At 48.3% G+C, this 26,324-nt stretch carries 21 protein-coding genes and 1 tRNA gene; 15 read left to right on the top strand and 7 right to left on the bottom strand.

What is annotated here, in order from left to right; translation table 11 throughout:
* The first annotated feature begins 122 nt into the window (after positions 1-122).
* Positions 123-1,202 (top strand): type 2 isopentenyl-diphosphate Delta-isomerase, encoded by a 1,080-nt coding sequence (gene fni / locus ABEW34_RS00630; RefSeq protein WP_430153953.1) that lies wholly within the window; start codon positions 123-125, stop codon positions 1,200-1,202.
* Positions 1,203-1,240: 38 nt separating this feature from the next.
* Here fni and ABEW34_RS00625 read toward each other — a convergent pair whose 3' ends face one another.
* From ABEW34_RS00625 to ABEW34_RS00615, 3 genes are read right to left on the bottom strand one after another with little or no spacing between them, the layout of a single operon-like run.
* Positions 1,241-2,347, bottom strand: a complete 1,107-nt coding sequence (locus ABEW34_RS00625; RefSeq protein WP_430153951.1) for a Ger(x)C family spore germination protein — start codon at positions 2,345-2,347, stop codon at positions 1,241-1,243.
* Positions 2,344-3,444 (bottom strand): GerAB/ArcD/ProY family transporter, encoded by a 1,101-nt coding sequence (locus tag ABEW34_RS00620; RefSeq protein ID WP_430153949.1) that lies wholly within the window; start codon positions 3,442-3,444, stop codon positions 2,344-2,346. The genes ABEW34_RS00625 and ABEW34_RS00620 overlap by 4 nt, the downstream gene beginning before the upstream one ends.
* Positions 3,441-4,772: a spore germination protein gene (locus ABEW34_RS00615; protein WP_430153947.1), complete on the bottom strand. Its 1,332-nt coding sequence runs from the start codon at positions 4,770-4,772 to the stop codon at positions 3,441-3,443. The genes ABEW34_RS00620 and ABEW34_RS00615 overlap by 4 nt, the downstream gene beginning before the upstream one ends.
* A gap of 194 nt (positions 4,773-4,966) precedes the next feature.
* Between ABEW34_RS00615 and ABEW34_RS00610 the strand changes: the two genes are divergently transcribed.
* Both ABEW34_RS00610 and ABEW34_RS00605 read left to right on the top strand, forming a co-directional pair.
* Positions 4,967-5,716: a class I SAM-dependent methyltransferase gene (locus tag ABEW34_RS00610; RefSeq protein ID WP_430153945.1), complete on the top strand. Its 750-nt coding sequence runs from the start codon at positions 4,967-4,969 to the stop codon at positions 5,714-5,716.
* Entirely contained in the window at positions 5,716-6,705 is a 990-nt protein-coding gene (locus ABEW34_RS00605; protein ID WP_430153943.1) for an MBL fold metallo-hydrolase, read from the top strand. The genes ABEW34_RS00610 and ABEW34_RS00605 overlap by 1 nt, the downstream gene beginning before the upstream one ends.
* On the opposite strand, the gene ABEW34_RS00600 is transcribed toward ABEW34_RS00605, so the two are convergent.
* The gene (locus ABEW34_RS00600; protein ID WP_430153941.1) at positions 6,690-8,516 is read right to left on the bottom strand and encodes an APC family permease; all 1,827 of its coding nucleotides are present in this window, start codon (positions 8,514-8,516) and stop codon (positions 6,690-6,692) included. The genes ABEW34_RS00605 and ABEW34_RS00600 overlap by 16 nt on opposite strands.
* A gap of 543 nt (positions 8,517-9,059) precedes the next feature.
* Entirely contained in the window at positions 9,060-9,599 is a 540-nt protein-coding gene (locus ABEW34_RS00595) for a phosphatidylglycerophosphatase A family protein (protein ID WP_430153939.1), read from the bottom strand.
* A gap of 139 nt (positions 9,600-9,738) precedes the next feature.
* On the opposite strand from ABEW34_RS00595, the gene ABEW34_RS00590 reads away from it, so the two are divergent.
* The 3 genes from ABEW34_RS00590 (at position 9,739) to rdgB (ending at position 12,346) form a co-directional block, all read left to right on the top strand.
* A complete protein-coding gene (locus ABEW34_RS00590; RefSeq protein WP_430153937.1) occupies positions 9,739-10,800 on the top strand; it encodes a GerMN domain-containing protein in 1,062 nt (353 codons plus the stop codon).
* A 161-nt stretch (positions 10,801-10,961) separates the two neighbouring features.
* Positions 10,962-11,711 carry a ribonuclease PH gene (gene rph, locus ABEW34_RS00585; protein WP_430153935.1) on the top strand — a complete coding sequence of 250 codons (750 nt, stop codon included), beginning with the start codon at positions 10,962-10,964 and terminating at the stop codon, positions 11,709-11,711.
* Positions 11,711-12,346 (top strand): RdgB/HAM1 family non-canonical purine NTP pyrophosphatase, encoded by a 636-nt coding sequence (rdgB, locus tag ABEW34_RS00580; RefSeq protein ID WP_430154120.1) that lies wholly within the window; start codon positions 11,711-11,713, stop codon positions 12,344-12,346. Before rph ends, rdgB begins: the two co-directional genes overlap by 1 nt.
* A 140-nt stretch (positions 12,347-12,486) precedes the next feature.
* On the opposite strand, the gene asnB is transcribed toward rdgB, so the two are convergent.
* On the bottom strand, positions 12,487-14,334 hold the full coding sequence (gene asnB / locus ABEW34_RS00575; RefSeq protein WP_430153933.1) for an asparagine synthase (glutamine-hydrolyzing): 1,848 nt from the start codon (positions 14,332-14,334) through the stop codon (positions 12,487-12,489).
* A 312-nt stretch (positions 14,335-14,646) separates the two neighbouring features.
* On the opposite strand from asnB, the gene ABEW34_RS00570 reads away from it, so the two are divergent.
* The 3 genes from ABEW34_RS00570 (at position 14,647) to ABEW34_RS00560 (ending at position 18,183) form a co-directional block, all read left to right on the top strand.
* A complete protein-coding gene (locus tag ABEW34_RS00570; RefSeq protein ID WP_257790761.1) occupies positions 14,647-14,781 on the top strand; it encodes a hypothetical protein in 135 nt (44 codons plus the stop codon).
* 341 nt (positions 14,782-15,122) lie between these two features.
* On the top strand, positions 15,123-16,382 hold the full coding sequence (locus ABEW34_RS00565) for a TraB/GumN family protein (RefSeq protein WP_430153931.1): 1,260 nt from the start codon (positions 15,123-15,125) through the stop codon (positions 16,380-16,382).
* Positions 16,383-16,596: 214 nt separating this feature from the next.
* Entirely contained in the window at positions 16,597-18,183 is a 1,587-nt protein-coding gene (locus ABEW34_RS00560) for a trypsin-like peptidase domain-containing protein (RefSeq protein ID WP_430153929.1), read from the top strand.
* 166 nt (positions 18,184-18,349) lie between these two features.
* Here the strand turns inward: ABEW34_RS00560 and ABEW34_RS00555 are convergent.
* Positions 18,350-18,423: transfer RNA gene (locus tag ABEW34_RS00555), tRNA-Arg, on the bottom strand.
* 292 nt (positions 18,424-18,715) lie between these two features.
* Between ABEW34_RS00555 and ABEW34_RS00550 the strand changes: the two genes are divergently transcribed.
* From ABEW34_RS00550 to lonB, 6 genes are all read left to right on the top strand, one after another.
* Complete coding sequence (locus ABEW34_RS00550) at positions 18,716-19,624, top strand: hypothetical protein (protein WP_430153927.1); 909 nt, start codon at positions 18,716-18,718, stop codon at positions 19,622-19,624.
* Between the two features lie 88 nt (positions 19,625-19,712).
* Positions 19,713-21,020 carry a trigger factor gene (gene tig / locus ABEW34_RS00545; RefSeq protein WP_430153925.1) on the top strand — a complete coding sequence of 436 codons (1,308 nt, stop codon included), beginning with the start codon at positions 19,713-19,715 and terminating at the stop codon, positions 21,018-21,020.
* A 217-nt stretch (positions 21,021-21,237) separates the two neighbouring features.
* Positions 21,238-21,822, top strand: coding sequence for an ATP-dependent Clp endopeptidase proteolytic subunit ClpP (gene clpP, locus ABEW34_RS00540; protein ID WP_056039867.1), 585 nt, complete (start codon positions 21,238-21,240; stop codon positions 21,820-21,822).
* Positions 21,823-21,845: 23 nt separating this feature from the next.
* The gene (gene clpX, locus ABEW34_RS00535) at positions 21,846-23,102 is read left to right on the top strand and encodes an ATP-dependent protease ATP-binding subunit ClpX (RefSeq protein ID WP_430153922.1); all 1,257 of its coding nucleotides are present in this window, start codon (positions 21,846-21,848) and stop codon (positions 23,100-23,102) included.
* A 94-nt stretch (positions 23,103-23,196) separates the two neighbouring features.
* Positions 23,197-24,309, top strand: a complete 1,113-nt coding sequence (ispG, locus tag ABEW34_RS00530; protein WP_430153919.1) for a flavodoxin-dependent (E)-4-hydroxy-3-methylbut-2-enyl-diphosphate synthase — start codon at positions 23,197-23,199, stop codon at positions 24,307-24,309.
* A gap of 300 nt (positions 24,310-24,609) precedes the next feature.
* Entirely contained in the window at positions 24,610-26,313 is a 1,704-nt protein-coding gene (gene lonB, locus ABEW34_RS00525) for an ATP-dependent protease LonB (RefSeq protein ID WP_430153916.1), read from the top strand.
* Positions 26,314-26,324 lie beyond the last annotated feature (11 nt).

Raw genomic sequence — 26,324 nt, 5'->3', positions numbered from 1 at the left:
ATATCTTTTTAACAATAATTTTGATTGTAAAATTCATATTAATGAATTTTACAATCAATTTAACATGTGCTCACAGCGTATGTTATGATGGACGGATAGAATATTTGCAGGAGGTAAAGGCAATGACGACAACGCAGCGTACGGAGGCGGAGGAAGCGGCGAAAACCGCGAGACGCAAAAATGAGCATATCCGCATTTGCTTGCAGGAGGAAGTGAACGGTCAGCATATCGATACAGGGCTTGATCGACTGCGGTTCCGTCATAATGCGCTGCCTGAGCTGTCATTTGATGAAATTGAACTGAAGACGGAGTGGTTCAAGTCGCCGATGAAAGCGCCGCTGCTCGTCAGCTCTATGACTGGAGGCACCTCAGAGGCTGGAGCTATTAACCGCCGCCTGGCAGAGGCTGCCGAGTCACGAGGCTGGGCGATTGGACTCGGTTCCATGCGGGCAGCTATTGAGCGTGAGGACCTGGCGGCCTCCTTCCATATCAGAATGGAGGCGCCATCGGTACCTGTCATCGCCAATCTTGGAGCGGTACAGCTGAATTATGGCTTCGGTACGGATGATTGCTTGCGTGCAGTTGACATAGCAGAGGCGAATGCCCTCGTGCTTCACGTCAACAGCATGCAGGAGGTTTTTCAGCCGGAAGGCAACACGGACTTCCGCGGCTTGCTGACGCGAATTGAGCATGTATGCCGTGCCCTCCCTGTGCCAGTCGGTGTGAAGGAAGTAGGCTGGGGCATTGACGCAGGTACCGCCGCAATGCTTGCGAATGCAGGCATTTCCTTTATTGATGCCGCTGGAGCGGGGGGCACATCATGGAGCCAGGTCGAGAAATACAGGGCGGGTGATGGATTGCGCCGGCAAGCTGCGGAGGCATTCGCCGATTGGGGCATTCCGACAGCGGAAAGCGTTAGCGCGATTCGCAGCACATTGCCGCATATGAGCGTCATAGCGAGCGGCGGATTAAGGCATGGTGTTGATGCGGCTAAAGTGATTGCGCTTGGAGCGAATCTCGCTGGCTTTGGGCGTGTCTTATTGCCGCAAGCGGTGCATGGGACAACCGACCTGTCGATTCGCCAGCTTACCCAGCAGTTTGAGCGAATTGAGTTTGAATTAAAGGCGGCGATGTTCGGCATTGGCGTCCGCACGATTGAGCAGCTGCGCCAGACGGATCGGCTAGCTTCGAAAGCCGACTAATCAAGAAATACCCACATAACAAACGAAGGGACCGCAGCCTATTTAATCAGGCCGGTCCCTTCGATTTTGATTCGGGCATTGACGGCGAATGGCAGCGTCGGGTAAATATTTTGCCATTGCTGCCAGGCGGCTTCGCCAGCATGGGTCGCCCGGTAATGCAGGCCAAAGCCGAAAGGATCGATGCCAGCCTGTTGTATTTTTATCAGCAGCTTATCCGTCAATTTGGCGTAATCTTGGCTTAGCTTTTTCTCCACCGGTCCCCAGCCCTGCTCAAACAAATGTGGAGGGGCTTCCTCCATAAGTGCTTTAATGCGAACGTCCATGTTCAATTGAAGCTTGCCATTATGTTCGCTAAAGTGATAATGGCTTTTAATTTTGCTGATGGCTCCCACAACCCTATTTTTTGAGAAGCTTCCTTGTATGGAAGACTTCTCAAAGTTTTTTGCCAACTGGTTAAATAGCTGTGATTCTTCCGGCTTTAGGACGAGCTTGATTTTTGTTTTATCCAGCAGTGCCGTATGGTTAATAATATAGCCGCTGTTGCCTTCGTTGCGAATAATCGGCAGGATGGGGTCCAGACCTTTTTCCATGACGCGCCTCGTCATATCCGAAAGATTTTCTACATACGTATAGGGATTGTCCGTTCCATCTGCACCGAAGCTTAGAAACAGCGCATTTCCCGGATAGCGCTCTGCCTGGGGATTAATTTTCAAAATCGTCCGGGCATCCGGCTTGCCAATCGCCAAATTTGCAATACTTTGTATATCCCGCCGTCTTTTCATCCAATCCAGCACAGGAGAATAATCCTTATAGGCAACGCGCTCGCCGATGAGAAAAATTTTGCAATGGCCAAAGTCCAACTCCTTGTCCACATGGGCTTTCAGCATGCGTACACCTTCGGCGATGCTTGCGGCTTCAATTGTTTCTACTTGCGCTTTGCCAGCGCCGGGCTCGATTTTCGGTGAGGAAATGGCCAGGCGCAGCGTAATGAGAAAAGGATTTTGTTTTTTGCCACTATAGTCGATACCCATCGCCACGATAAAATAACGTTTGTCAATATCTTTAAAGCCGCAGCCGCTTAATGCTGTACAGACCAACAGCATGCACAAAGCTAGCAGCATGAGCTTTAACCAGCACATCTTCATGCGGATTTACGCTCCTTTCGGCTAAGCATGAACACGGAAAGCACGATGGCTATATAAGAAAACAGCATCGCGGTAAGCCAATAGCGTGTAAATATAAACTCCAAACGTTCATCGCTGAAAAATAAATAAATTACGGCCACTATAGCAAACACGCCGCAAATGATATAGTTGATAGACGGCGTTTCCTCGAAGTCGGTTGCCATTTTCAGCTTGGGGAAGCAGCTTTTAATAAATTCCATCGCTTGATGCCAGCAGCTCATCGTATAAATGAGCGATAGATTTAAATAGACAATCAGGAACAGAAATAATACCCGTTCGATAAAGCCGTATTGCAGTGTAATCGAGTCGGCCGTCATACTCCAGACATAGAGATATTCGCCTACTGCCTCGGTACCATGAAACCCGATAGGCACGAAGAAGGAAATGCTCAAAATAATCATGCCCAAAATCGGAACGAGCCAGCGGTACGTATAGCTGAAATTCGGCGGCAGCAGACGGTTGAAAATCGACAGATTGAAAAATCCGGTGAATACAAATACCCCGGCGGCAATAGAGCCAAGCTCTGGGCGCACCATGACAAAATTGGCGACGGTATGAATGGCATCCCAATTTAGCTGCGGGCTTCTCACCATTTTGAACAGCACGAAAAAAATAATCGGCGCATTGAGCAGCAGCCCAACCTCGATAATATGCTGTACGGATAACGTCGAGCGTGTGGCTGCATAGCCGCAGGCAATAACGAGCAGGCATAAAATGGCCAGTGGATTCAGCTCCGGATTGAAAAAGCGGTTAATCATGATCGCAAAGGCGGCCACGACAATAGTAGAAGATACGAAGCAAATTATCGCTACATAAATCATTATGGGCGAGACGAGCCACCTCGGCCAATAGAGCCGTAAAATTTCAGGCAGCCCCATGCCGGGAAAATGTGCTAGCGCAGCAGTATAGGCATAGGTTAGCAAAGTTCCGGTGGCCCCGGAAATCAGCATCGAGGAGACGGCGCCGCTGTAGCGGTGTTCAATTAAAATATGCGGCACATACAGCATCAAGTTGACGAAGCTGGTCAGAAAAAAGTTGTAAAAGAAGTAGCGTGTCATTCCACCTTCACCTGCCCAATGTCCCCTGACTGTGGTTTTGTGCCTGCAAACATGCGGAAATAAGGCTTGCCGAAGCTGCGCAAATTGCATAAATAGACCACGTACATGAATGAGCCAACGGTAACACCAGTAATGCCGAAAAAGATGGCCATCACAATGAGCGGATATTTCAGAAAGCGGATGGCAAACGACAAGGAATTGACCGGAACGACAAAATTGGAAATGGCGACGACGGAGGTCACAATAATCATAATGCTGCTGACGAGACCGGCCTGCTGGGCCGCTTGTCCCAAAATAAGACCGCCGACGGTTGTAGCTGTCGAGCCAATATAGCGGGGCAGCCGAATGCTGGCCTCAATCAGCGCTTCAATCATAAATAGCATGACCATTACCTCGATAAAGGACGGGTACGGAACAGCCGAGCGGCTTCCGGCGATGGAGAGTGCCAGCTGTACCCGAAAGAGCTCTGGATTGTAAGAGATAATGGATACATAGAGGGCGGGCAGCGTAATGGTCAATACAACCGCAATATAGCGCAGTAAAATAAGCGTGCGAGTCATCCAAAAGGCTTCGTAGTTATCCTCGACCGCATGCATAAAGTCAAAAAAGGTAACAGGCAGCACTAGAGCGAACATATTTCCTTTTATAAGAATGGCGATTTTACCATTGGAGATAGCCGTTGTAATGCGATCCGGGCGCTCGGTAATCAGAATGGTAGGGAACAGATGCCACTGCTTTCCGGTTAAAATAGTCTCTAACTCGCCTGCGGCCTGCAGCATTTCGGTTTGGGCTTTCGTCAGTCTTTGTCTCAACTGATTCAATACATTAGGATCGACGCGGCGCTGATCGAACAGCACAATAATTTCCGTCTTCGACAGCGACCCTACGGTGTGCTCCTCTACACACAGCTCAGGAGAGTGGTACATGCTGCGGATGAGGTTAAGCGATTTCATCAAATCTTCGTTCAACGCAAGCTGCGGTCCTTGAATCGCACTTTCTACTTGGGTTTGGGTACTTTCATTGCTTATAATTTTCGCTGTGTAAAGCGAGTAAACGATGCCTTGAGCTTCTATTAAAATATTGCCTTTCAGCAGCAAATCAGTCCACGTAGCCGGATCATCAACGACTAGATAGTCGCTAATCGTACGAAGCTGTTTATCGTAAGGCACCTCTTCCTTCATAAAAGGAACTAGCACATATTTGCTGATCATTTGCTCGTCGCATAATGAGGAGATATAGGCAAATTCGATAATCAAATCGTCATTTTTGAGCTGTTGCACCTTCAAGTCAACCGATTGGGCAAACAAAAGGCGGATGTGATCAATCATAGGGCTTCCTCCTTAGCGGCAAAATGGGCAAAGTGAGCTTCAAGCTTGTCGCTTACGGGCTTAAGGTGCGCCAGGCGACCTGTAATTATACCCATTGGAGTGAATCATTACAGGGCATCCTTTTGCCTAAACAGCATAAAGTGCAGTACAATGAAGGGATGAGAAGTGAATCGTAAGGGTAGAGGAGAATACATATGTCCAACTGGTATGAGCAGAGTTTTGGAAGCGATTATATGGTTGTTTATAAGCATCGGGATTGGGATAACGCCTACAAGGAGGTACAGCTGATGGCGCAGTGGCTCCAGCTTCCGGCTACGGCAAAGGTGCTGGACATTGGCTGCGGCATGGGACGCCATGCGCTGGCACTGGCGGACTGCGGCTATGAGGTGACGGGCATGGATTTGTCGGAGCCGCTGCTGAGCGAAGCAAGGAAGCATGATGCGTTGCAGCGTGTAACCTGGGTGCAGGGCGACATGCGCCAGCTCCCTTTCGAATCGGGGTCGTTTGAGGGGACGGTTAATTTATTTACGTCGTTTGGCTATTTTGCAGATGAAAAAGAGAACGTACAGGTGCTGCGGGAAATTCACCGCATGCTGAAGCCGGGTGCGCCATTTCTAATTGATTTTCTGAATCCGGCTTATGTAGAGCGTAATCTCATTCCGGCATCGGAGCGCAAGGATGCAGAGACCGGCTGGATCATTCGCGAGCAGCGTAAAATTGAGGATGGCTGGGTCAAAAAGCATATAGAAATTGCCGTTAGCAGTGATGAAGCAGATAATCGCCATTATGATGAGCAGGTTCGCATGTATTCGCTTACGTGGTTTGAACGGGCGTTCGCCGAGGCAGGCCTTGTGCTGGAGAAAACATTCGGCAACGTCGATGGCTCAGCCTATGATGAGCTGAACTCGCCGCGCCTTATTATGCTTGGAAGGGCTAATGCGTAATGGCGGCCCAAACGGTGCAATGGGAGCACGGGCTGCTGCAAGTAAAGCTTCCGCTGCCCTTTGCCTTAAAAACGGTAAACAGCTACGTATTTACTGAGCCTGCGGGAGGATATACGCTTATCGATCCTGGTCTCCGAACGGAGGAGACGCTTGCGGCCTGGGAAGAGGTATTTGCGGACCATTCGATTGCGCCAGAGCAAATTTCGCGCATCGTCCTTACGCATCAGCATCCCGATCATTACGGTTTGGCGGGCTATTTTGCCAAGCTAAGCGGCGCGCCAGTCTTGATGTCCCGGGGCGCCCATCGCTACGCCAAGCGCTTATGGGGAGCAGGCACCACGATGACAGAAGAGTTTGCTGATTTATTTGCGCTGCATGGCATGCCGCAGCATTATATTGATGAAATTAGCAGCAACTTTAGCAGCTTTCATGAAAAAGTTTCGCCGCAGCCGCAGCAAGATCAAATCATTTATATTGAAGCTGGTGAGACGCTTGAGCTTGGCGGTTCGCAGTGGGAGCTGCTTGATGCGCCAGGACATGCCTATGGCCAGCTCTGCTTCTATGAAGCCAATAAACAATGGATGATATGCGGCGATCAGGTGCTGCCGCGCATAACCCCAAATATTAGCGTCATGCCTGGTGAAGAGATAAATCCGCTTGGGGATTTTCTGGCAAGTCTGGATCGCTTAAGTGAATACGAGGTGCAGCGCGCTTTTCCAGGCCATTATGATTCATTCACTACGTTTGCCAGCCGGATCGCCGAAATCAAGCAGCATCATGTACAGCGGCTGGAGCAAATGCGAATGATGCTGCAGGAGCCGCTCACGGGCTTCGAGGTGTGTGAACGATCTTTCGGTGCACGGATACAACAAAGCCCGCATCAGCACCGTTTTGCAATGGCCGAGACGCTTGCCCATTTGTATGAGCTGGAGCTGTCAGGCCGGATATCGCGAACGGAGCGTGCGGGCGTTGTTTATTTTTTTAAATGATAGGGAACGGTCGTTACGACGACGTTTTTACGGTGCAGCAGCAAGGCACGAATCATAAAACTCGTCTGGTTGTGTAAAATATTATGCCAGCCGCGTTTCGGGATAAATTGCGGAATAATCACCGTCACGCGGTAGCTGGACTGGCTGGCCTTGCGCTCCACCGTATCAATAAATTTCAGCAGAGGCTGCATGACCGAACGATAAGGAGAATGCAGTACGACTAATCGCACGTCCGGCTGCCAATCCTTCCATTTTTCCTCGAACGCCTCGCCTTCCTCTCGCTCAAACGGCACATACACCGCAATAATTTGATTCACCGACAAAGACTTGGCATAGGCAATGGAATTATCAACGACATGTGTCATCCCAGCTACAGGCAGAATCAGCACATTGCCTTCAATGGGCATCGCAGGCTCGCACGTGGTGAGCCGCAGTTGTTCGCCGACGGCGTTGTAATGCTTTTTAATCCGGTGAAACACATAAATAATAATCGGCAGAAACACAAGCACAGGCCATACTTGAGCGAATTTCGTCAAAAAGAACATCATTGTGACGATCAAGCTGATGAGCGCCCCTGCCGAGTTTATAAGCAGCTTCACAACCCAGCCCTTTGGCCTCTGGCGTACCCATTTCACAATCATCCCCGTCTGGGACAAGGTAAATGGAATGAATACACCAACCGCATAAAGCGGAATCAAATGCTCGGTCTGACCGCCAAAAGCAATAATCAACAGGATGGACAGCACGCCAAGGCTGATAATGCCATTGGAATAACCAAGGCGGTCGCCCCTGACCGTAAACATCCGCGGAATAAACTTGTCTTTAGCCAAATTCACTGCGAGCAGCGGAAAAGCCGAATATCCGGTATTTGCCGCCAAAATCAAAATCAGCGCCGTAGTGCCCTGGATGAAGAAATACATAAAATGCCGTCCAAACGTATGCTCAGCAATTTGGGAAACGACGGTTACTTCTACCGCCGGTTTAATGCCGTAATAATAGGCCAGGAACACAATGCCAGAGAAGAGAATAGCCAGCAAAATGCCCATTGATGAGAGCGTCTTCGCAGCATTCCGGGGAGCCGGGTCGCGAAAGTTTGGAATCGCATTGGAAATAGCTTCTACTCCTGTGAGCGCGGAGCTGCCAGAAGCAAAGGCGCGCAGCAGCAGGAACAAGCTGATGCCTGCAACTGGCGTCCCAATCGGCGTATGCAGCTCAGGAGGCACATGACCGGTTGCAATATTGTAAATACCTGCCCCGATTAAAATAAACAGCGCAAGAACGAACAAATACACCGGGTAGGCAAGAATGGATGCCGACTCGGTCACGCCCCGCAAATTCAATATCGTAATTAAAATGACGAAAATAACAGCAATCAACACATTATGCTCATGAAGGCTGGGAAAAGCCGACGTAATGGCGTCGGTTCCAGCGGAGACGCTGACCGCTACCGTCAATATGTAGTCCACTAGCAAGGAGCCGCCTGAAATTAATCCGGGGAAAATGCCGAGATTTTCTTTGGATACGACATATGCGCCACCGCCATGCGGATAGGCGAAAATAATTTGCCGATAAGACAGAATAAGCGCCAGCAGCAAAATGAGCACGAACGCGGCAATCGGTACTGAATACCAGAATGCAGCAGCACTTACCGTTATTAACACAATCAAAATTTGTTCCGGCCCATAGGCCACAGAGGATAAGGCATCCGACGAAAGAATGGCCAGCGCTTTCAGCTTGATCAGCTTCTGATCGCCCAGTTCATTGGATTTAAGAGGCCGTCCGATTACAAGTCGTTTTAAAAAAGTCATCATTTCAGGTCACCGCCAGCAGTTAGTCGTAAGAGTAAAAAGCATTTTTGCAAAGCACGTTATTGCTACTATCTCCTGTTATAAGTTTTTTCACCATGGAAAAAAAAGCTGCTTGATCTCTCCGCAGGCGACTCGGCTTGAGGCAGGTGCAATGATCATAGTCCTCAGGCATGCTTTTTGTAAAATCTCGTTTTCAGCTGAAAATAGGCGGAAAGGTTCTCTTTTGATCATGTAAGCGATTACAACTAAACGCTGTTTAGCGGCGCGAGGTGTAGCTTGCGGTAGGAATGATTATTGCCTATTCCGGGCAATCAAAGTGTGAGGGATGGCTGAGCGTGAAGGGAAAAATAAACATTGTCTTTTGCTTGCTTTGGGGAGTTATCCCCTTAGCTCAGAAAAGGGGGATTGCGTATGAAAGCCTAGTTTCTGAGCTAAGGGGATAACAGCATAAAGCAAAAAATAGAGCAAGCGTAAACATCTGGTTGGAAATAAAACAGGCGCTGCGTCTTTTGCAAGATGCGGCGCCTGTCCGTTATCTATCCGTCTTTAATCACGCGGGGGATTAGTTGCTCCTTCACGCTCCGCTTGCTTTCGATGAGCAATGCGGCTTGCAGCTGAGGCTGCAATGGCACCGATAATATCATCGAGGAAGGTGTGTACATCGCCGCTCGATTTATCGTTAAGCTTTTTCAAAATGCCGGGCTTCAGCTTGTCAATATAGCCAAAGTTTGTGAAGCCGATGCTTCCATATACATTGACGATGGACAAGGCGAGAATTTCATCGCAGCCATATAGTCCTTCATCGTTTTTAATCATTTCCTGAAGCGGCGGCAGCAGCTTTCCTTCCTCGGCGAGCATATCGAGCTGGATACCGGTGAGCACTGCATTTTGCACCTCGCGCTTGGATAAAACAGCGTCAACATTTACGATGCATTCATCGATTGTTAGCTCTGGGAAATAATCCTTTTGCAAAAAATGCACGAGCTGGGCCACGGCGATTTTCGTTATGCCGCGCTTTACAAGCCACTCCTCCGTCGCTTCGGCAACCTTGCGGCTGTTCAAGCTGTATGGTTGTGGTGTTGTCATCTTGGTGTCCCCCTTATTGGATGTAAATTTGTGGACAAAACTGGTCTAAAACGGGGAAGGGCTCGTATACATATTACTACAAAATGAGAGTTGTACAAAGCCGCATGCGGCAAAAATCACTAGAGGAGGAAAAAACAAAATGGTTCAAACGAAATGGATTCGCCTTGCCGCGATAAGCGGTGTTATGGTTGTGCCTCTGTTGACCGCAGGGTGCGGGCTGTTCTCAACGGAGACAAGCAAGGAGATTGACCCGCCTCAGACGGAATCAACCAACGTCATTGACGGTACGAATACAGGACAGACAAGCAGCGTAAATCCACAGGGTGAAGAAACGCAGTTGACCGTATACTTAGAGGACAAAAATGGATATCTTGCACCAATCTCGCTGCATACAACGCTTGGCGGCAAAGAAGCAGCCGGGCAGAAGGCGCTGGAAATGATGGTCGATGGCGGCGCTTATGCGAGCCAGCTTCCGGAAGATTTTCATGCTGTAATTCCACAAGGTACTCAGATTAAATCCTACCATGTTGATCCGCAGTTGAAGATGGCTACAGTAGAGTTTTCCGCTCCTTTTGCAGATTATACGGCAACGAAAGAGCGGGAAATCGTTGAAGCCATTACGTGGACGTTGACGGCGATGACCGGAATTGAAAAGGTGGAACTATGGTACGAGGGCAGCAAGCTGAGTGAAATGCCGGTAGATGGTTTCCCGCTGGACCGTCCGCTTACTCGCTCAGTCGGCATCAACCTGGAAACAGCGGATGGCGTCAGCTCGGCTTACTCAACACCAGTGACGCTGTATTTCTCCTCCCAAACATCCAATGAAGAGCAATATTATGTTCCCGTTACAAGGCTGATCGCAAGGCCTGAGTCGACGGTGAAGGCAGCGGTGGAGGAACTGATTGCCGGCCCGCTTAACCGCAAGCAACTGAATGGCGTCATGACGAATGATATTCAGGTTACAAGTATTGAGCAGAAGGATGATACCGTAACGGTGGATCTTCAAGATACCGCATATGAGAGCGGTCAAAATGCTCCTGCTGAAATGCTGCAGGCCGTCGTCTTATCTGTGACGGAAAATACAGGAGCAGCTAAAGTTCAAATCCGGTTGAACGGTGAAGCTAACGTTGTAGATGATCAGAATATTTCTTACAACGAGCCAGTCGGCAGACCGCATCATGTGAATGCGATGAAGTCATAAAAGTAAAATGTAAGCAAATGCATGGAGCCTGACGTGATGGCATCAGTGCAGGAAGAGGGCGCATGGGCGCTCTCTTTTTGCGGTTACGGATGCATTTCTAGTTTTACTTTGGTAAAATGGGTAGTATTGTGTTGAAACATAGGCTAGGAGGCTGCATGACGATGAGAACAGATGGACGTCAAACCAATGAGCTGCGATCGGTTACAATAACGACGGGCGTAAATAAATATGCGGAAGGATCCGTCCTAATTGAGGTCGGAGAAACAAAGGTCATTTGTACAGCAAGCGTGGAGGAGCGTGTGCCTCCTTTTATGAAAAATCAGGGCAAAGGCTGGATTACAGCGGAGTATTCGATGCTGCCCAGAGCAACCCATTCGCGCAATCATCGGGAAGCGGCTAAGGGCAAACTGACAGGCCGTACAATGGAAATCCAACGTCTCATTGGCAGAGCGTTGCGATCTGTCGTAGATTTGCAGGCGCTTGGAGAAAGAACGATTACGCTCGATTGCGATGTCATTCAAGCGGATGGAGGTACGCGCACGACCTCGATCACTGGCGCTTTTCTCGCGCTTTGTCTGGCAGTTAACAAGCTGTCGACGAACGTCACCTTTACGAAATATCCGATAACGGATTATTTGGCTTCTGTGAGTGTTGGCGTTATTCAAGATCAGCCAATGCTTGACCTTGCCTATGACGAGGACTCGAAGGCAAAGGTGGACATGAACGTCGTGATGACGGGAAACGGCCAATTTGTAGAGCTTCAAGGTACAGGCGAGGATGCGCCATTTTCGCGCAAGGAGCTGAACGAGCTTCTAGAGCTAGCAGAAGGCGGCATCGCTGAGCTGATTTCAAAGCAGCGCGAGGTGCTTGGGGAAGCAGCGGGTTTGATCGGAGGAGGAGCAGAGAAATGATGGAGCTAAGCAGCGAGATCATTCTGATTGCTACGAAAAATGAGGGCAAGGTCAAGGAATTTGCCCACGCCTTCGCCAAGCTCGGCAAGCGTGTTGTCAGCCTGAACGAATATCCGGGGTTTGCGGATATTGTAGAGGATGGCGATACCTTCGCGGCAAATGCGCGAATTAAAGCGAAGGCAGCGGGCGATGCGTTTCAAGTGCCAGTGCTTGCCGATGATTCTGGCTTAAGCGTGGCGGCGCTTGCCGGTGCTCCAGGCGTATATTCGGCCAGATATTCTGGTGAAGGGGCTACGGCCAGCTCCAATAATGCGAAGCTGCTTGCTGAGCTCAACCGTTTGGCGCAGCCAGAAGCGGCTGAGTCGCTGGATGATGGCACAAGGCTGCTGAGCCGTGCCCAATTTGTTTGTGTGCTGGCGCTGTATGATCCAGCGACAGGCGAATTTATGGAAGCCGAAGGAACGGTTGACGGCTTTATTATGGACAAGCCGCGCGGCGATGGCGGCTTTGGCTATGATCCGCTGTTTTGGCTGCCAACCCTGGACCGCGGTATGGCACAGTTGTCCAAGGAAGAGAAACAGCAAATTAGTCATCGCGGCAATGCGCTTAAGGAGCTTTTGCCGAAGCTGGTCTAGTGGCGCACATAGGGCTACTTATAACTAAAAAGGAAGCGAGCACGCTGCGAGGCGTGTCGCTTCCTTTTTTATAATCCTTCCTTGCTTTCACGTATCCATTTCAGCAGGCCTTCATTTGTTGTAAGCGACTAACGGCAGTATTATTTAATGCGAATGCTATACTCCTTTAACCAAAGGTTCATTTGATACAAATAGGCAAACAGCTGGGGGCCAGACATTAATTGGCCGAACCAGGGGATGTTGGAGCTGGCGTCAGCAGACTCGGCGAGCTCGCGCACTTTTTTAACATCAATGAGCGGCAGCAACGGGGAGGAGGAATCGTTTAATACGTCAAGCAACAACCCTTTGACAGCGGCTAAATAATTCGGATTATGCGTCTTCGGATACGGGCTTTTTTTGCGTGTCAGCACATCATCTGGCAATACGCCGCGGAGCGCTTTGCGTAGAATCCCTTTTTCGCGGTCCCCAGATGTTTTAATTTCCCAGGGAATATTCCATACATACTGTACGAGGCGATGGTCGCAAAATGGCACGCGGACTTCCAGTCCAGCAGCCATGCTCATCCGGTCCTTCCGGTCCAGCAGCGTTGGCATAAAGCGGGTGATGTTGAGGTAAGACATTTGCCGCATTTTGCGTACAGCCTCGCTTTCGCCGTCCAGATGCGGAACTTCTGCAACCGCTTGGGCATAGCGGTCGCTGATATAATCGCGCGGCTTAATCCATTTTTCCACATCCGGGGCGAGCAGGCTTGCGCGCATATCCGAGGCGAGCGACCATGGGAAGGTGGACGCATTCAGCGCATCCTCGCGGTGGAACCATGGATAGCCGCCAAAAATTTCATCGGCCGCCTCACCAGAAATGGCGACGGTCGCTTCTTTTTTAATTTCACGGCAAAACAAAAGCAGCGAAGCATCGACGTCCGCCATGCCTGGCAGGTCACGGGCGAAGGTGGCATCCCGCAAAGCGGCTACCAGTTCCGGCGTATCAAACTGCACCGAATGATGGACGGTATCGAGGTAGGTGGTCATGCGCTCGATCCAAGGGGCGTCGCTGTTTGGCTGAAACGCATGAGCTTTAAAATGCTTGGCATTATCCGCATAATCGACCGAAAACGTATGAACGTTTCCTTGCCCGGTCTGCTCGTAATATTGCACCGCAAGCGTCGTCAAGGCGCTGGAATCCAGCCCGCCAGACAGCAGTGTGCACACCGGGACATCCGATACGAGCTGGCGCTCGGTCGTATCACGGAGCAGGTCGCGGACATGCTCGGCCGTTTCTTGAACGTTTTCCGTATGTGGCGAGCTTTCGAGGCTCCAATATTTCGCTTTGCGGATGCCCGCCCGCGACACGGTCATGCACTCGGCTGGCAGCAGCTCGGTAATATGCTTATAGACGCCTTGGCCTGGCGTTCGTGCAGGACCAAGTATAAACAGCTCGGCAAGCCCTTCTGCACCGACCTCCGGCAGCACGTCAGGATGTGCTAAAATGGCCTTTGGTTCTGAACCGAACAAAAACAGACCGCTGGCTTGACTAATAAACAAGGGCTTCACGCCAAGTCTGTCGCGAGCCAAAAAAAGCTCCTGTTCTTCCACATTCCATATCGCAAAGGCGAAAATGCCATTAAAGCGTTCGACGCAAGCTTTGCCCCATTCCATAAAAGCATGGAGCAGCACTTCCGTATCGCAGGTCGTTGTAAATTTGCTTCCAGCAGCCTCCAATTCCTTGCGCAGCTCACCTGCGTTGTATAATTCGCCATTATAGACGATGACAAATAGATCATCGTCTTCGGTGCGCCGAATCATCGGCTGGGCACCATTTTCCGGATCGATGACGCTAAGCCGCCGGTGTCCAAGCGCACAATGCGCTGATATCCAAGTGCCTGAGGCGTCAGGCCCGCGAAGCTCCAATGTTTTTGTCATTTTTTCCAAAGTGCTGCTGTCTTGGGTTAGGTCGCGCGTCCAATCAATCCAGCCGGTTATTCCACACATTGCCCTCATCCCTCTCTTCTGCAGGACTCCAGTCGCGATAATAATAGTCATATGCTGAAAAAAGGCATAAAATGTCTGTCCATCTGGGGAAGCTAGGGGTGGCGGCGTGGCAAGCAGCTGTGTTTGCGGCATTAATTCAGAAGGGAGTGTCAGCTTGCAAATGAGACAAGGCGATGGATTGGATCAAACCCGCTGAAAATATTATGTATCCGTCCAGGCTGGGCAGACGTTCCATTTTGCCAAAACGCCGTTCAGCCCAGCTAGTGATAAAGAAATGAACTATATAGGAGACAATGGGAGGGGGAGCAGAAGATGAGTCAATCACCTAAGGATAAAAGCTTGAAATTTGACGTAAACCCGAAGTTTGCCGAGCAGGTCGTCGATAAAAATCCCAAGCATGATGCGCAAAATAATCCGACCGGCAAACGTCGCGGCAATCAAAGATAAGCTATTTTTGACGTTAGCTGGCCAAAGGCTGAATGCAACCATTTTTTAATAACCTGATAGCGAATGCTTTACTGCTTCGCCTTACGAATTCGCCAAGAAGCGAATGGGTAAGGCGCGTACAATGCGGTAAGCATTCGCTTTTTTTATTAAAAAGACCAAAGGCTTTCATCTTTTAATAAATGGAGTTTATTAACAAATGCAGCGGTGGCGGGTATTGAAACCTGTGGGTGAAGAGGGTAAACTTACCAAGAGGGGTGGAATGATACGAGTGTGAAAGGGGGAGCTTTTACAACGAGCAAGCAGCATTCTTCCCTACTAATACGGTTTTATAAGGAGTCCAAATGAAAAAAATTAGTGCTTTAATCATGTCATTATTTGTAGCTTTTTCCCTGTTTACTCCTGCATATGCGGCTGAGAAGCCAATAAGCGTCGTTATTAATGGCAGCGAAGTCAAATTTGACAATTTTGAGCCTGTTATTGAGAAGGGCAGCACGCTCGTGCCAATGCGTCCGATTTTGGAAGAGCTTGATGCGAAGGTCGTGTGGAACAAAAGCACGCAAACGGTAACCGCTACCAAAGAGGGCGTAGACCTATCGCTGCAAATTGGCAACAAAACGGCTACGGTCAACGGCGAGAAAAAACAGCTTGAAGTAGCTCCAAAAACAATCAAAAATGTAACGTATATTCCGCTTCGTTTCATTGGTGAGGCAGCTGGCTATCAAGTAGACTGGAGCAAAGCGCTTCGCACGATTACTTTCACAGTTAAGGTCAATGCCGAAGGCAGCAAAGGCTTCCTGTGGAAAGTAGAAAAAAACGGCAATACGGTTTACTTGCTTGGTTCAATTCACGTGGCGAAAGACAGCATGTATCCGCTTCGCCCGGAAATTGAAGAGGCGTTCAAAACTGCACAGCATCTAGCGGTAGAAGTAGATTTGACGAAGCTGGATGCAGCTGCATTGCAAACTTATGCAAACAAACTGGGTACTTACTCGGATGGCACGACGCTGAAGGATCATGTCTCGGCTGAAACGTATGCGAAAATCGCTGCCTTGTTGAAGGCAAATAAATTACCAGAAAATGCGTTTGATCCTTATAAGCCTTGGGCAGTAACACAATCTATTGCTGCGCTGCAGATGCAGGGTACTGGCTATGAGACCAGCAATGGCATAGATCTTTATTTTACGGAAAAAGCGAATAAAGCGAATGTCCCTGTCATTTCCCTTGAGACAGCAGAAGGCCAGTTGTCGATGTTTGACAGTTTTTCTGATGCATTGCAGGAGAAGCAACTGGTTGAAGCTCTAGATGCAGTAAGCCAGCAGGCACCTTCGGAGCCTACAGGCATTGATGCTTTAACGGATATGTGGGTAAGTGGCAGCGATGATGTACTCGTTTCATTGACAGAAGAAGTTGCCAAAGAGCCTGAATATTATAATGGTTTGATTAAAGACCGCAATAAAGGCATGACGGATCAAGTGAAAGGGTTTTTGAACGGCACTGATAAATCGACCTATTTTGTAGTAGTAGGGGCATTGCATATGTTGGGCCCTGATGGTATCGTGACGGTGCTTGAGAAAGATGGCTTTACCGTTGAAAGACAGTAGTAAATCGTTGCTATAATTGAATGATTAGGAATTAAAGACGCCATTTCTCCTGCTTATTGGGGAAGAAGTGGTGTCTTTTCTTTTTCTATGTGGATAATGAATGCTATAATTTCGTAAAAATATTTTTATTTTAAAAATTAATCTTTTACTTACATAGCTATGTTGTAATATACTTCAATAAGCAGGAAGCATATAAACTGAAGGGATGTTTGAAGTGAAGAAAATAGTATTTTTTATCCTTATGATTTCGTTATTTATTCCAAGTACTACAACAAGTTATGCAGCAGAAGGGAAATGGAAAGTATATTTGGATGGTACAGAGCTGACATTCAGCAATTCTCCATTTGTTAGTGAAGGCACAACGCTAGTGCCCTTCCGCAATTTGTTTGAAGCTTTAGGGGCAACGATTAGCTACAATGGCAAAACAAAAACGATCAATGCCAAAAAAGATAGCACAGAAATTATTTTAACGATCAATAATCCGATAGCTTATTCAAATGGGGCATCCTTTAAATTAAATGTGGCTCCTAAGGCGATATCGGGTGTAACGTATGTGCCGCTTCGTTTTGTAAGTGAAACGTTAGGCTATGGCATTGAAGTGAAAAGCAAAAAAATATATTTGAATGCTGGCAATGCAACGGCGCCAACGACGGAAACGCCTGCTCCGACCACTACGCCAGCACCTACCCCAACCCCAACAGATCCTGCTAAAACGCAAGATATGACGGTTGAGCAAATAGGCGAGCTGTCCGATCGGGTTGTGTATATTGAGGTAGTCGATCAAAATAATAAGGCCATCGCTAGTGGCAGCGGCGTAATTGTCGGTGCAAAAGGTGAAATTATTACTAATTATCATGTTATCGAAGGTGCTCATAAAGCGGTCATTTATACAAGCGATGAAGTAAAATATGTATCCAGCACTGTTTTGAATGCTGATAAGGATAGAGACCTGGCTTTGATCAAAATAGATTCTTCCAATTTGAACTTGCCAACCGTTACGATTGGTGATTCCTCCAAGCTGAAATTGGGCGAATCGGTCGTGGCGATCGGATCACCGCTAGGCTTTACTAATTCTCTTACTTCCGGCGTGGTTAGTTCGAAGAGCAGAACGGTCGACGGTCAAAATTATATCCAAATTTCTACACCTATCGATCATGGCAGCAGCGGCGGGGCTTTATTTAATCTGAGAGGCGAGCTGGTGGGTATTACAACTGCGCTTGTGGAAAGCTCTGCGGCTATTAATTTAGCTATTCCTTCTACTGATGTAAGCACATTTTTGAAGAAGCCTCAGCAATCTAAATCTTATACTGCGGCAGCACCAGGAGAAACAACGTCTGGAAGTACACAATCTGCAACGGTAAAGCAAATTGAAAATTTTCTGAATGATGAGTATAGCTTCTTGACCCAGGATGGTTTAGATCTTGAGTTCACTTGGTTTGTTTCGTATTCTGAGGATACCAAGAGTATATTAATTGGTGGAGCCATTACGGATGTTGCTGATTATTCCAGCTTGATGAAAATGCAAAAAAAGGATGATATGGTTATACCGGATCTGATGTATTATATTGCGGAAGAGCTGCACGATAACTTGAATGTTGAAAAAGCAGTTGTCGGTTTATACCTCGATACGTATTCAAGAACCTATCCTAGCGCTTACCCTGCTGAATCAATTGAAAGAGAAGGCTCGGGGTACCGCGTATTCCATAATTTTATTTTTGGAATGTTCGATTATAAAGAAGAGAGAATGTATTACTCATTAGATATTTACGGTGATGAAGATTTAGAAAGCATCAAGATTTAATGTATTCGTAAGAACTATAAGTAGTAAAAACAAAGGAGTGGCTCCTCAATTTGAGAAGCCACTCCTTTGTTAAAATTAAAAATAAAAAAGCAACGGAAGCGCACATTTTTGAAAAAATGGTATGCTTTCGTTGCTTTATCTAATTGAAATAAATGGAATTGAAATACGTCCCAGGAGAGATTCGAACTCCCGACCGACGCCTTAGAAGGGCGTTGCTCTATCCAGCTGAGCTACTGGGACACGTAAGAATGAGTATAGCATGGCGGCCTGCATTTACGCAATAGGCAATTTCATGTTTCTATTAGAAAACAGTTGGGTAAAAAAGCCACATGAATTAATATACACATTTTCAATGGGCAGGGCAAGCTTTTTTTGAAATTATGCTGCCGGATAAACGTATATTTTTATATTGCTCGCTTCCATGGTATAATCTATCGCAAGCAATGGACAGACGAAGCTGGAGTTTGACCGACAAGGTGGTGGTACCATTACAACTCCCAATGACTCGCATAATGAAGGCACAGGAAAAAACGTGTATTTGTTCCCGCGAATGTTGGATCAGTATCAAATTCAATTGACCCGGATGCTTGAAGCCGAGCAATACGGTGAAGCCAAGCGGCTGCTGCAGTTTCTGCTTTCCTGCAAAGGCGAGGACGAGCGGCACTATGAGGAATGGGAAAGCTTGCTTTCCTGGCTCGACATGGCTTTCCCGGAATATCGCGTTCCAGGTGAAGAGGACGCTATGAATCCAGCAGAGCAGGAAGCGGATGAGCAAGCGATACGTGAAGATCTGCTCAATCCTGCTGAGCAGGATGAAGGCTATGTGAAACAGGTACTCTACATTATGAAGCATCACCCGATGATTGATCAGCAGATTTTGGCGCTGGAGCGGGCGGTATTCATTCGGGCAACCGAGGTGGATGACATCATTACACAGTGGCTCACTGAGGCGTCAGACGTTCATCCTATCGTGCAGTTCAAGGCGCTGCAATGCTTGCGCAAGCGAGGAGCGACCGGACGGCTCGTTATGGACCGGCTAGGCGAGCAAGTAGAGCTGGAGATCGAGGCAACGCCGCTTGCAATGGATGATTTCCCGCAGCCCGTCAATCGCATTTTGGAGCGCGTGGAAAGCATTACGGAGGCGGATGATCCATCGCTTCCACATTTTGCGAGAGAGCTCTGGAAAGATAGCTTGCAATTTTTATACGGCACGACCGCTTACACTTGGATGCTGCGGGATGATGAGGAGACGGTGGATTGCTACGCAGGAGCGCTGCACCAGACTTTGTTAATTACCGTATATGGCACCGTCAATGATGATGATATTCGAGATACATACGGCATTACAGAAGCACTTAGATTCCGTTACGAACAGGCTTGCCGGACGCTTCGTCAGGTAGCCGTTGTACCGCAGCCAGGGGATGAAGATCCCGAGCCTTGATTAAAAAGCTCAATACTATTATAATAGAATGGTTTATGAAACGTGAAATCTACGGATGTATGCGTATTTTTGGAGGGGAAAGCATAAAATGAAAGCAACTTGGGAAAAAATAGACAAGAACATCGTATCCATCGATGTTGAGGTTGGTGCTGAGAAAGTAGCAGTAGCACTGGATGAGGCGTTTAAGAAAGTCGTTCAAAAGGTTAACGTTCCTGGATTCCGTAAAGGTAAAGTTCCACGGGGCATGTTCGAATCGCGCTTTGGCGTAGAGAGCCTTTATCAGGATGCAATCGACATTTTGCTGCCTGAAGCTTACACAAACGCAATCGAAGAAAATGATCTTCAGCCGGTTGACCGTCCTGAAATCGATGTTGAACAATTTGGCAAAGGCCAAACGTTCAAATTCAAAGCTAAAGTTATCGTTAAGCCAGAAGTTGAGCTTGGTGAGTACAAAGGCCTTGAAGTTACAGCTGCAAGCACAGAAGTTAGTGAAGAAGAAATCGCTGCTGAACTGGAGCGCCTGCAGCAACGTCATGCTGAGCTGACTGTTCTTGAAGAAGGTCCAGCTGAGAACGGCGATACAACTGTCATTGATTTTGATGGTTATGTAGATGGCGAGCAGTTCGAAGGCGGCAAAAGCGAAGGCTATTCGCTTGAGCTAGGCTCGAATTCGTTCATTCCAGGCTTTGAAGATCAAGTCGTCGGCATGCAAATCGGCGATTTCAAAGATGTTGAAGTGACTTTCCCGGAAGCGTACCACGCTGAGAACCTTGCAGGTAAGCAAGCGATTTTCAAAGTGAAGCTGCACGAAATCAAACGCAAAAGCCTGCCTGCACTTGATGATGAGTTCGCTAAAGATGTCAGCGAATTTGACACGCTTGAAGAGTACAAGCAAGATCTTGCTGGCAAGCTGAAAGAAAAGAAAGCGAAAGATGCAGAGCAAACGCTTGAAGTTCAACTCGTTGAAAAAGCAAGCGAAGCTGCGCAAGTGGAAATTCCACAGCCAATGGTTGATACGGAAGTGGATTTCATGCTTCGCGATTTCGAAAACCGTCTTCGCATGCAAGGCATGACGCTGGACCTGTACTATCAGTTCTCTGGTCAAGACGAGTCCGTGCTTCGTGAGCAAATGGCAGGCGATGCAGCTAAACGCGTTCGCAACAATCTGGTTCTTGAAGCGATTGCTAAAGCAGAAAACATCGAGATTACAGACGAGGATTTGACAGCTGAGCTTGAAACACTGTCGACTTCTTACAACCGTCCAGTTGAAGAGCTTCGTGAACTTTTCACGAAGAACGGCAACATCGACAGCCTGAAGCAAGATGTTCAACTTCGCAAAACAATCAAGTTCCTGAATGATAACAGCAAGATCGTTGAAGCGGCTCAGGAAGCTTAATTAATCAACTGAATATAAGCATTAACCTGAGAATAAGGCACGTCTACCCACGTGCCTTATTTTCAAACTACATAATGGTACAACCAAGCGCGGGGCAGTTCTCCGTACATATCAAGCATCGCCGTTCGCATAAGGTAGTAGTGAAAAATGACAGTGAGCTTTTGGCGTGTTACAATAAAGTTGGAATTTAAGCCATAAACGAAAAGAGGTTGGTCGGATGAATCTGGTACCTATCGTAGTCGAACAAACGAATCGCGGGGAGAGGTCTTACGATATTTACTCGCGTTTGCTCAAGGACAGAATTATTTTTCTCGGAAGTGCGATTGATGACGATGTTGCAAACTCCATCATTGCACAGCTGCTTTTTCTAACGGCCGACGATCCTGAGAAAGACATCCATCTGTACATCAATTCCCCTGGCGGTTCTGTAACGGCCGGCATGGGCATTTTTGATACGATGCAATATATTAAGCCGGACGTGTCTACGATTTGTGTAGGTATGGCTGCGAGCATGGGTTCCCTTCTGCTGACAGCGGGAGCCAAGGGCAAGCGTTTTGCGCTGCCTAACAGTGAAGTTATGATCCATCAGCCGCTTGGCGGCGTAAGAGGTCAGGCAACGGATATTAAAATTCATGCCGACTGGATTCTTAAAACGAAGCATAAGCTGAATAATATTTATGTGGAGCGTACCGGTCAGCCCTATGATAAAATCGACCGCGATACAGATCGCGATTATTTTCTTAGCGCGCAGGAAGCGTTGGAATACGGCTTGATCGACAAGGTTATTACCACGCCGATATAAGATTTTGATGAAGGGGTGATTCCATGTTTAAATTCAACGATGAGAAGGGCCAGTTGAAATGCTCATTCTGCGGTAAATCGCAGGAGCAAGTGCGTAAATTGGTTGCCGGTCCCGGCGTCTATATATGCGATGAATGTATCGAGCTCTGCACGGAGATTGTAGAAGAAGAGCTAGGTCATGAAGAAGAGCTGGATCTGAAAGACATTCCGAAGCCGCAAGATATTCGCGGTATTCTTGATTCCTATGTTATCGGACAGGAATTTGCTAAGAAGTCGCTTGCAGTTGCTGTTTACAACCACTACAAGCGTGTAAATTCACAAAGCAAAATCGAAGACGTTGAACTGCAAAAGAGTAACATTTTGCTCGTTGGCCCTACAGGCTCGGGTAAAACGCTGCTGGCGCAGACGATGGCTAAAATTTTGAACGTTCCTTTCGCAATTGCTGATGCAACTTCGCTTACCGAAGCGGGTTATGTGGGCGAGGACGTTGAGAACATTTTGCTCAAGCTTATTCAGGCGGCAGATTATGACGTTGAGAAAGCAGAGCGCGGCATTATTTATATCGATGAAATTGACAAGGTTGCTCGTAAATCCGAGAACCCTTCAATTACACGCGATGTATCGGGTGAAGGCGTTCAGCAAGCCTTGCTGAAAATTCTTGAAGGAACGGTCGCATCTGTACCGCCACAAGGCGGACGCAAGCATCCACATCAAGAGTTCATCCAAATTGATACGACGAACATTTTGTTTATTTGCGGCGGTGCCTTCGATGGGCTGGAGCAGCTAATCAAACGTCGTATCGGCAAAAAAGTGATTGGCTTCAATTCTACTGGCGAAGTACAGAAGGATTTGAAAGCAGGCGAATACTTGTCGATGGTATTGCCGGAAGATTTGCTTAAATTCGGTCTTATCCCCGAGTTTGTCGGCCGTCTTCCTGTTATTTCGACTTTGGAGCCGCTTGATGAGCCGGCTTTGGTACGGATTTTGTCCGAACCTAAAAATGCGCTCGTTAAGCAATACCAGAAGTTGCTGGAGATGGACAATGTAAAATTGGACTTCGAAGAAGGCGCACTGGAAGCAATTGCCAAGGAAGCAATCAAGCGCAATACAGGTGCCCGCGGCCTTCGTGCCATTATTGAGGGCATTATGCTTGATGTGATGTATGAAATTCCATCGCGCGATGATGTCAACACTTGCCTCGTTACGGAGCAGGCTGTTCGGGACAAAATGATGCCTGAGCTGACTGCGAAGAAGGGCAAGAAGAAGGAAGAAAGCGCCTAAATAATATTCATCACCGTCACTGTTCCACCCGCTGGGCGGCTTCATAGCTCGCATCAAGAGGGTGGACTTTGACGTTCATGGGAGAGATCACTGTATGTACACACGTAAAGATACGGTGCCTGTCAAAGTCGGCAACTTGACGATTGGCGGCAGCGACGAAGTCATCATTCAAAGTATGTGCACGACCAAAACGGCAGACGTAGAGGCAACTGTTGCGGAAATACTTCGGCTCGAGGAAGCGGGCTGTCAGGTCGTTCGCGTGACCGTCAACAATAAGGAAGCGGCGGAAGCGATTAAGGAAATAAAGAAGCGGATTCATATTCCTCTTGTTGCCGATATCCATTTTGATTATAGGCTCGCGCTTGCTGCAATTGAAAACGGCATTGACAAGGTTAGAATCAATCCCGGCAATATCGGCCGCCGCGAGCGTGTGGAAGCGGTCGTGAAAGCTTGCAAGGAAAAAGGCATTCCGATTCGCATCGGTGTAAATGCCGGCTCCTTGGAAAATCATTTGCTGGAGAAATACGGCTATCCGACGCCTGAGGCAATGGTGGAGAGTGCATTGTTCCACATCGGTATTTTGGAGGAGCTAGATTTCCACGATATTATTGTGTCGCTCAAAGCTTCTGATGTTCCGATGGCTATTGCTGCTTACAAGATGGCTGCGGAGAAGATCCGTTACCCGCTTCACCTTGGCATTACGGAAGCAGGCACGCTGCATACGGGAACGATCAAAAGTGCTGCCGGTATTGGCGCGCTGCTGACGCTTGGCATCGGCAATACGCTGCGTATTAGTCTAAGTGCTGATCCCGTAGAAGAAGTAAAGGTAGCTCGTGAGCTGCTGAAAACATTTGGACTAATTACGAATGCGGCAACGCTCGTCTCCTGTCCAACTTGCGGACGGCTTGATATTGATTTGTTTACGATCGCCAATGAGGTTGAGGAATACATTTCGAAAATCAAGGTGCCGATCAAGGTGTCGGTGCTTGGCTGCGCCGTCAATGGTCCTGGTGAAGCACGTGAAGCAGATATCGGTATTGCGGGTGCTAGAGGCGAAGGGATGCTGTTCCGTTACGGAGAGCTGGTTCGCAAAGTTCCGGAAGCCGAGCTGCTCAGTGAGCTGAAGAAGGAAATTGATATTATCGTCCATGCATTTGAAGAAACAGGAGAAATTCCTGGCCGCAAGCATCATACGCCTGCCTTATAAACATGGCCGTGCTGTTGTTCATGTGAACGACGGCACGGTTTTTTTGAAAATATAGGAAAGTTTAGCATTGCGCGATACCTTTTCTATATTTCTCGAAAGGAAACGCGCCGCGCCGCCAACGGACGGCGACAGCCGTTTTACCTTGAATCCGCTTCTATATCTGAGCAAAACGGGCGTTGCCGCCAACGGAAGGCAACGCCGTTTACGCTTATATAGATGGTTATTTTTCTCCTGATGAGGCAATACTACCAGTTATGAACTTTATTGCCGGAGTGTGTCTTTGAGAGGAGCGGGTAACAAATGAATTTAAGTATTATTTTGATGTTGATTCAAGTGTTTTTTGCAGTGGTTATCGGTTTGTACTTCTGGAATTTGCTGCGTAATCAAAAAACGAATCGGTCTGCGGTTGACCGTGAGTCCCGCAAGGAGATGGACAAGCTGCGCAAGCTGCGCTCCATCTCGCTGACGAAGCCGCTTGCCGAGAAGACAAGGCCGCAAGCGATGCAGGATATCGTTGGCCAGCTGGATGGCCTGCGCGCACTCAAAGCCGCGCTTTGCAGCGCAAATCCGCAGCATGTCATTATTTATGGACCGCCGGGCGTCGGGAAAACAGCGGCTGCTCGCGTTGTGCTGGAGGAAGCGAAGAAAAATGCGTCCTCGCCGTTTTTGCCTGAAGCGAAGTTTACGGAAATCGATGCAACTACTGCGAGATTTGATGAGCGCGGCATTGCGGATCCTTTGATTGGTTCTGTTCACGATCCGATATATCAAGGCGCGGGGGCGATGGGTGTTGCTGGTATCCCTCAGCCGAAGGCTGGCGCTGTAACGAAGGCGCATGGCGGTATTTTGTTCATTGATGAAATCGGGGAATTGCATCCCGTCCAAATGAATAAGCTGTTAAAAGTGCTCGAAGATCGCAAAGTATATTTGGAGAGCGCCTATTATAATTCCGAGGATGTTAACATTCCTTCGTATATCCATGATATTTTTCAAAATGGCCTGCCTGCCGATTTCCGTCTTGTCGGTGCAACGACACGTTCGCCGCAGGAGCTGCCGCCCGCGATTCGCTCGCGCTGCATGGAAATATTCTTTCGTCCGCTGCTCGCAGGTGAGATATCATCCATTGCCGAAAATGCGATTCGGAAAATTGGATTTTCCCCATGCCCTGAAGCTGTAGAGGTCGTGCAGCGCTATGCGACAAATGGCCGTGAAGCGGTAAACGTCATTCAGCTTGCTGCAGGCGTTGCTTTATCCGAGAAACGGGATCGCATTACAGCAGCCGATGTAGAATGGGTTGTGAACAGCAGCCAAATTCCGCCGCGTCCTGAACGCAAGGTGCCGGAGGCGCCGCAAGTGGGCATTGTCAACGGCCTTGCCGTCTATGGCCCGAATATGGGCATGCTGCTCGAAGTGGAGGTCAGTGCTATTCCGGCTGCCAGCGGCAAAGGGCAATATACGATTACAGGAGTGGTCGAGGAGGAAGAGCTTGGCGGAGGCTCGCGTACGCTGCGCCGCAAAAGCATGGCGAAGGGCTCTGTCGAAAACGTCCTGACGATGCTGCGCCGGTATGGACTCAATCCACAGGATTATGACTTGCATATCAACTTCCCGGGTGGAACGCCAATTGATGGCCCGTCTGCTGGGGTTGCAATGGCGACGGCAATTGCTTCGGCGATCAAAAACGAGACAATCGACAACAAGCTGGCGATGACCGGGGAAGTTGGCATTCATGGCGACGTCAAGCCTGTAGGCGGCGTGCTGGCGAAGGTTGAGGCTGCTTTTCAGGCAGGGGCAGATACGGTCATTATTCCGCGTGAAAACTGGCAGGCCATTTTTGCTGATCTGAAAGGTTTGAAGGTCATTCCTGTGGAGCGTGTAGATGAAGTATTTAATCTGGTGTTCCCTCTAGGAAACACGATCGTAAACGAAGTGGAAAACCACGTTCCAAACGAACGGTATATGGGGGCGGCTGTTCCCTATTTGCAGGCTGATTCCGCAGAATGATAAAATAAGGA

It is taken from the genome of Paenibacillus algorifonticola, from assembly GCF_050481745.1.
Lineage (GTDB): Bacteria > Bacillota > Bacilli > Paenibacillales > Paenibacillaceae > Pristimantibacillus > Pristimantibacillus algorifonticola_A.
This window is presented reverse-complemented; position numbering and strand designations above follow the sequence as displayed.

Excerpts from the sequence above, each read along its gene's own strand:
- fni (WP_430153953.1), top strand. The coding sequence starts at position 123 with ATGACGACAACGCAGCGTACGGAGGCGGAGGAAGCGGCGAAAACCGCG.
- ABEW34_RS00625 (WP_430153951.1), bottom strand. The coding sequence starts at position 2,347 with ATGAAGATGTGCTGGTTAAAGCTCATGCTGCTAGCTTTGTGCATGCTG.
- ABEW34_RS00620 (WP_430153949.1), bottom strand. The coding sequence starts at position 3,444 with ATGACACGCTACTTCTTTTACAACTTTTTTCTGACCAGCTTCGTCAAC.
- ABEW34_RS00615 (WP_430153947.1), bottom strand. The coding sequence starts at position 4,772 with ATGATTGATCACATCCGCCTTTTGTTTGCCCAATCGGTTGACTTGAAG.
- ABEW34_RS00610 (WP_430153945.1), top strand. The coding sequence starts at position 4,967 with ATGTCCAACTGGTATGAGCAGAGTTTTGGAAGCGATTATATGGTTGTT.
- ABEW34_RS00605 (WP_430153943.1), top strand. The coding sequence starts at position 5,716 with ATGGCGGCCCAAACGGTGCAATGGGAGCACGGGCTGCTGCAAGTAAAG.
- ABEW34_RS00600 (WP_430153941.1), bottom strand. The coding sequence starts at position 8,516 with ATGATGACTTTTTTAAAACGACTTGTAATCGGACGGCCTCTTAAATCC.
- ABEW34_RS00595 (WP_430153939.1), bottom strand. The coding sequence starts at position 9,599 with ATGACAACACCACAACCATACAGCTTGAACAGCCGCAAGGTTGCCGAA.
- ABEW34_RS00590 (WP_430153937.1), top strand. The coding sequence starts at position 9,739 with ATGGTTCAAACGAAATGGATTCGCCTTGCCGCGATAAGCGGTGTTATG.
- rph (WP_430153935.1), top strand. The coding sequence starts at position 10,962 with ATGAGAACAGATGGACGTCAAACCAATGAGCTGCGATCGGTTACAATA.
- rdgB (WP_430154120.1), top strand. The coding sequence starts at position 11,711 with ATGGAGCTAAGCAGCGAGATCATTCTGATTGCTACGAAAAATGAGGGC.
- asnB (WP_430153933.1), bottom strand. The coding sequence starts at position 14,334 with ATGTGTGGAATAACCGGCTGGATTGATTGGACGCGCGACCTAACCCAA.
- ABEW34_RS00570 (WP_257790761.1), top strand. The coding sequence starts at position 14,647 with ATGAGTCAATCACCTAAGGATAAAAGCTTGAAATTTGACGTAAACCCG.
- ABEW34_RS00565 (WP_430153931.1), top strand. The coding sequence starts at position 15,123 with ATGAAAAAAATTAGTGCTTTAATCATGTCATTATTTGTAGCTTTTTCC.
- tig (WP_430153925.1), top strand. The coding sequence starts at position 19,713 with ATGAAAGCAACTTGGGAAAAAATAGACAAGAACATCGTATCCATCGAT.
- clpP (WP_056039867.1), top strand. The coding sequence starts at position 21,238 with ATGAATCTGGTACCTATCGTAGTCGAACAAACGAATCGCGGGGAGAGG.
- clpX (WP_430153922.1), top strand. The coding sequence starts at position 21,846 with ATGTTTAAATTCAACGATGAGAAGGGCCAGTTGAAATGCTCATTCTGC.
- ispG (WP_430153919.1), top strand. The coding sequence starts at position 23,197 with ATGTACACACGTAAAGATACGGTGCCTGTCAAAGTCGGCAACTTGACG.
- lonB (WP_430153916.1), top strand. The coding sequence starts at position 24,610 with ATGAATTTAAGTATTATTTTGATGTTGATTCAAGTGTTTTTTGCAGTG.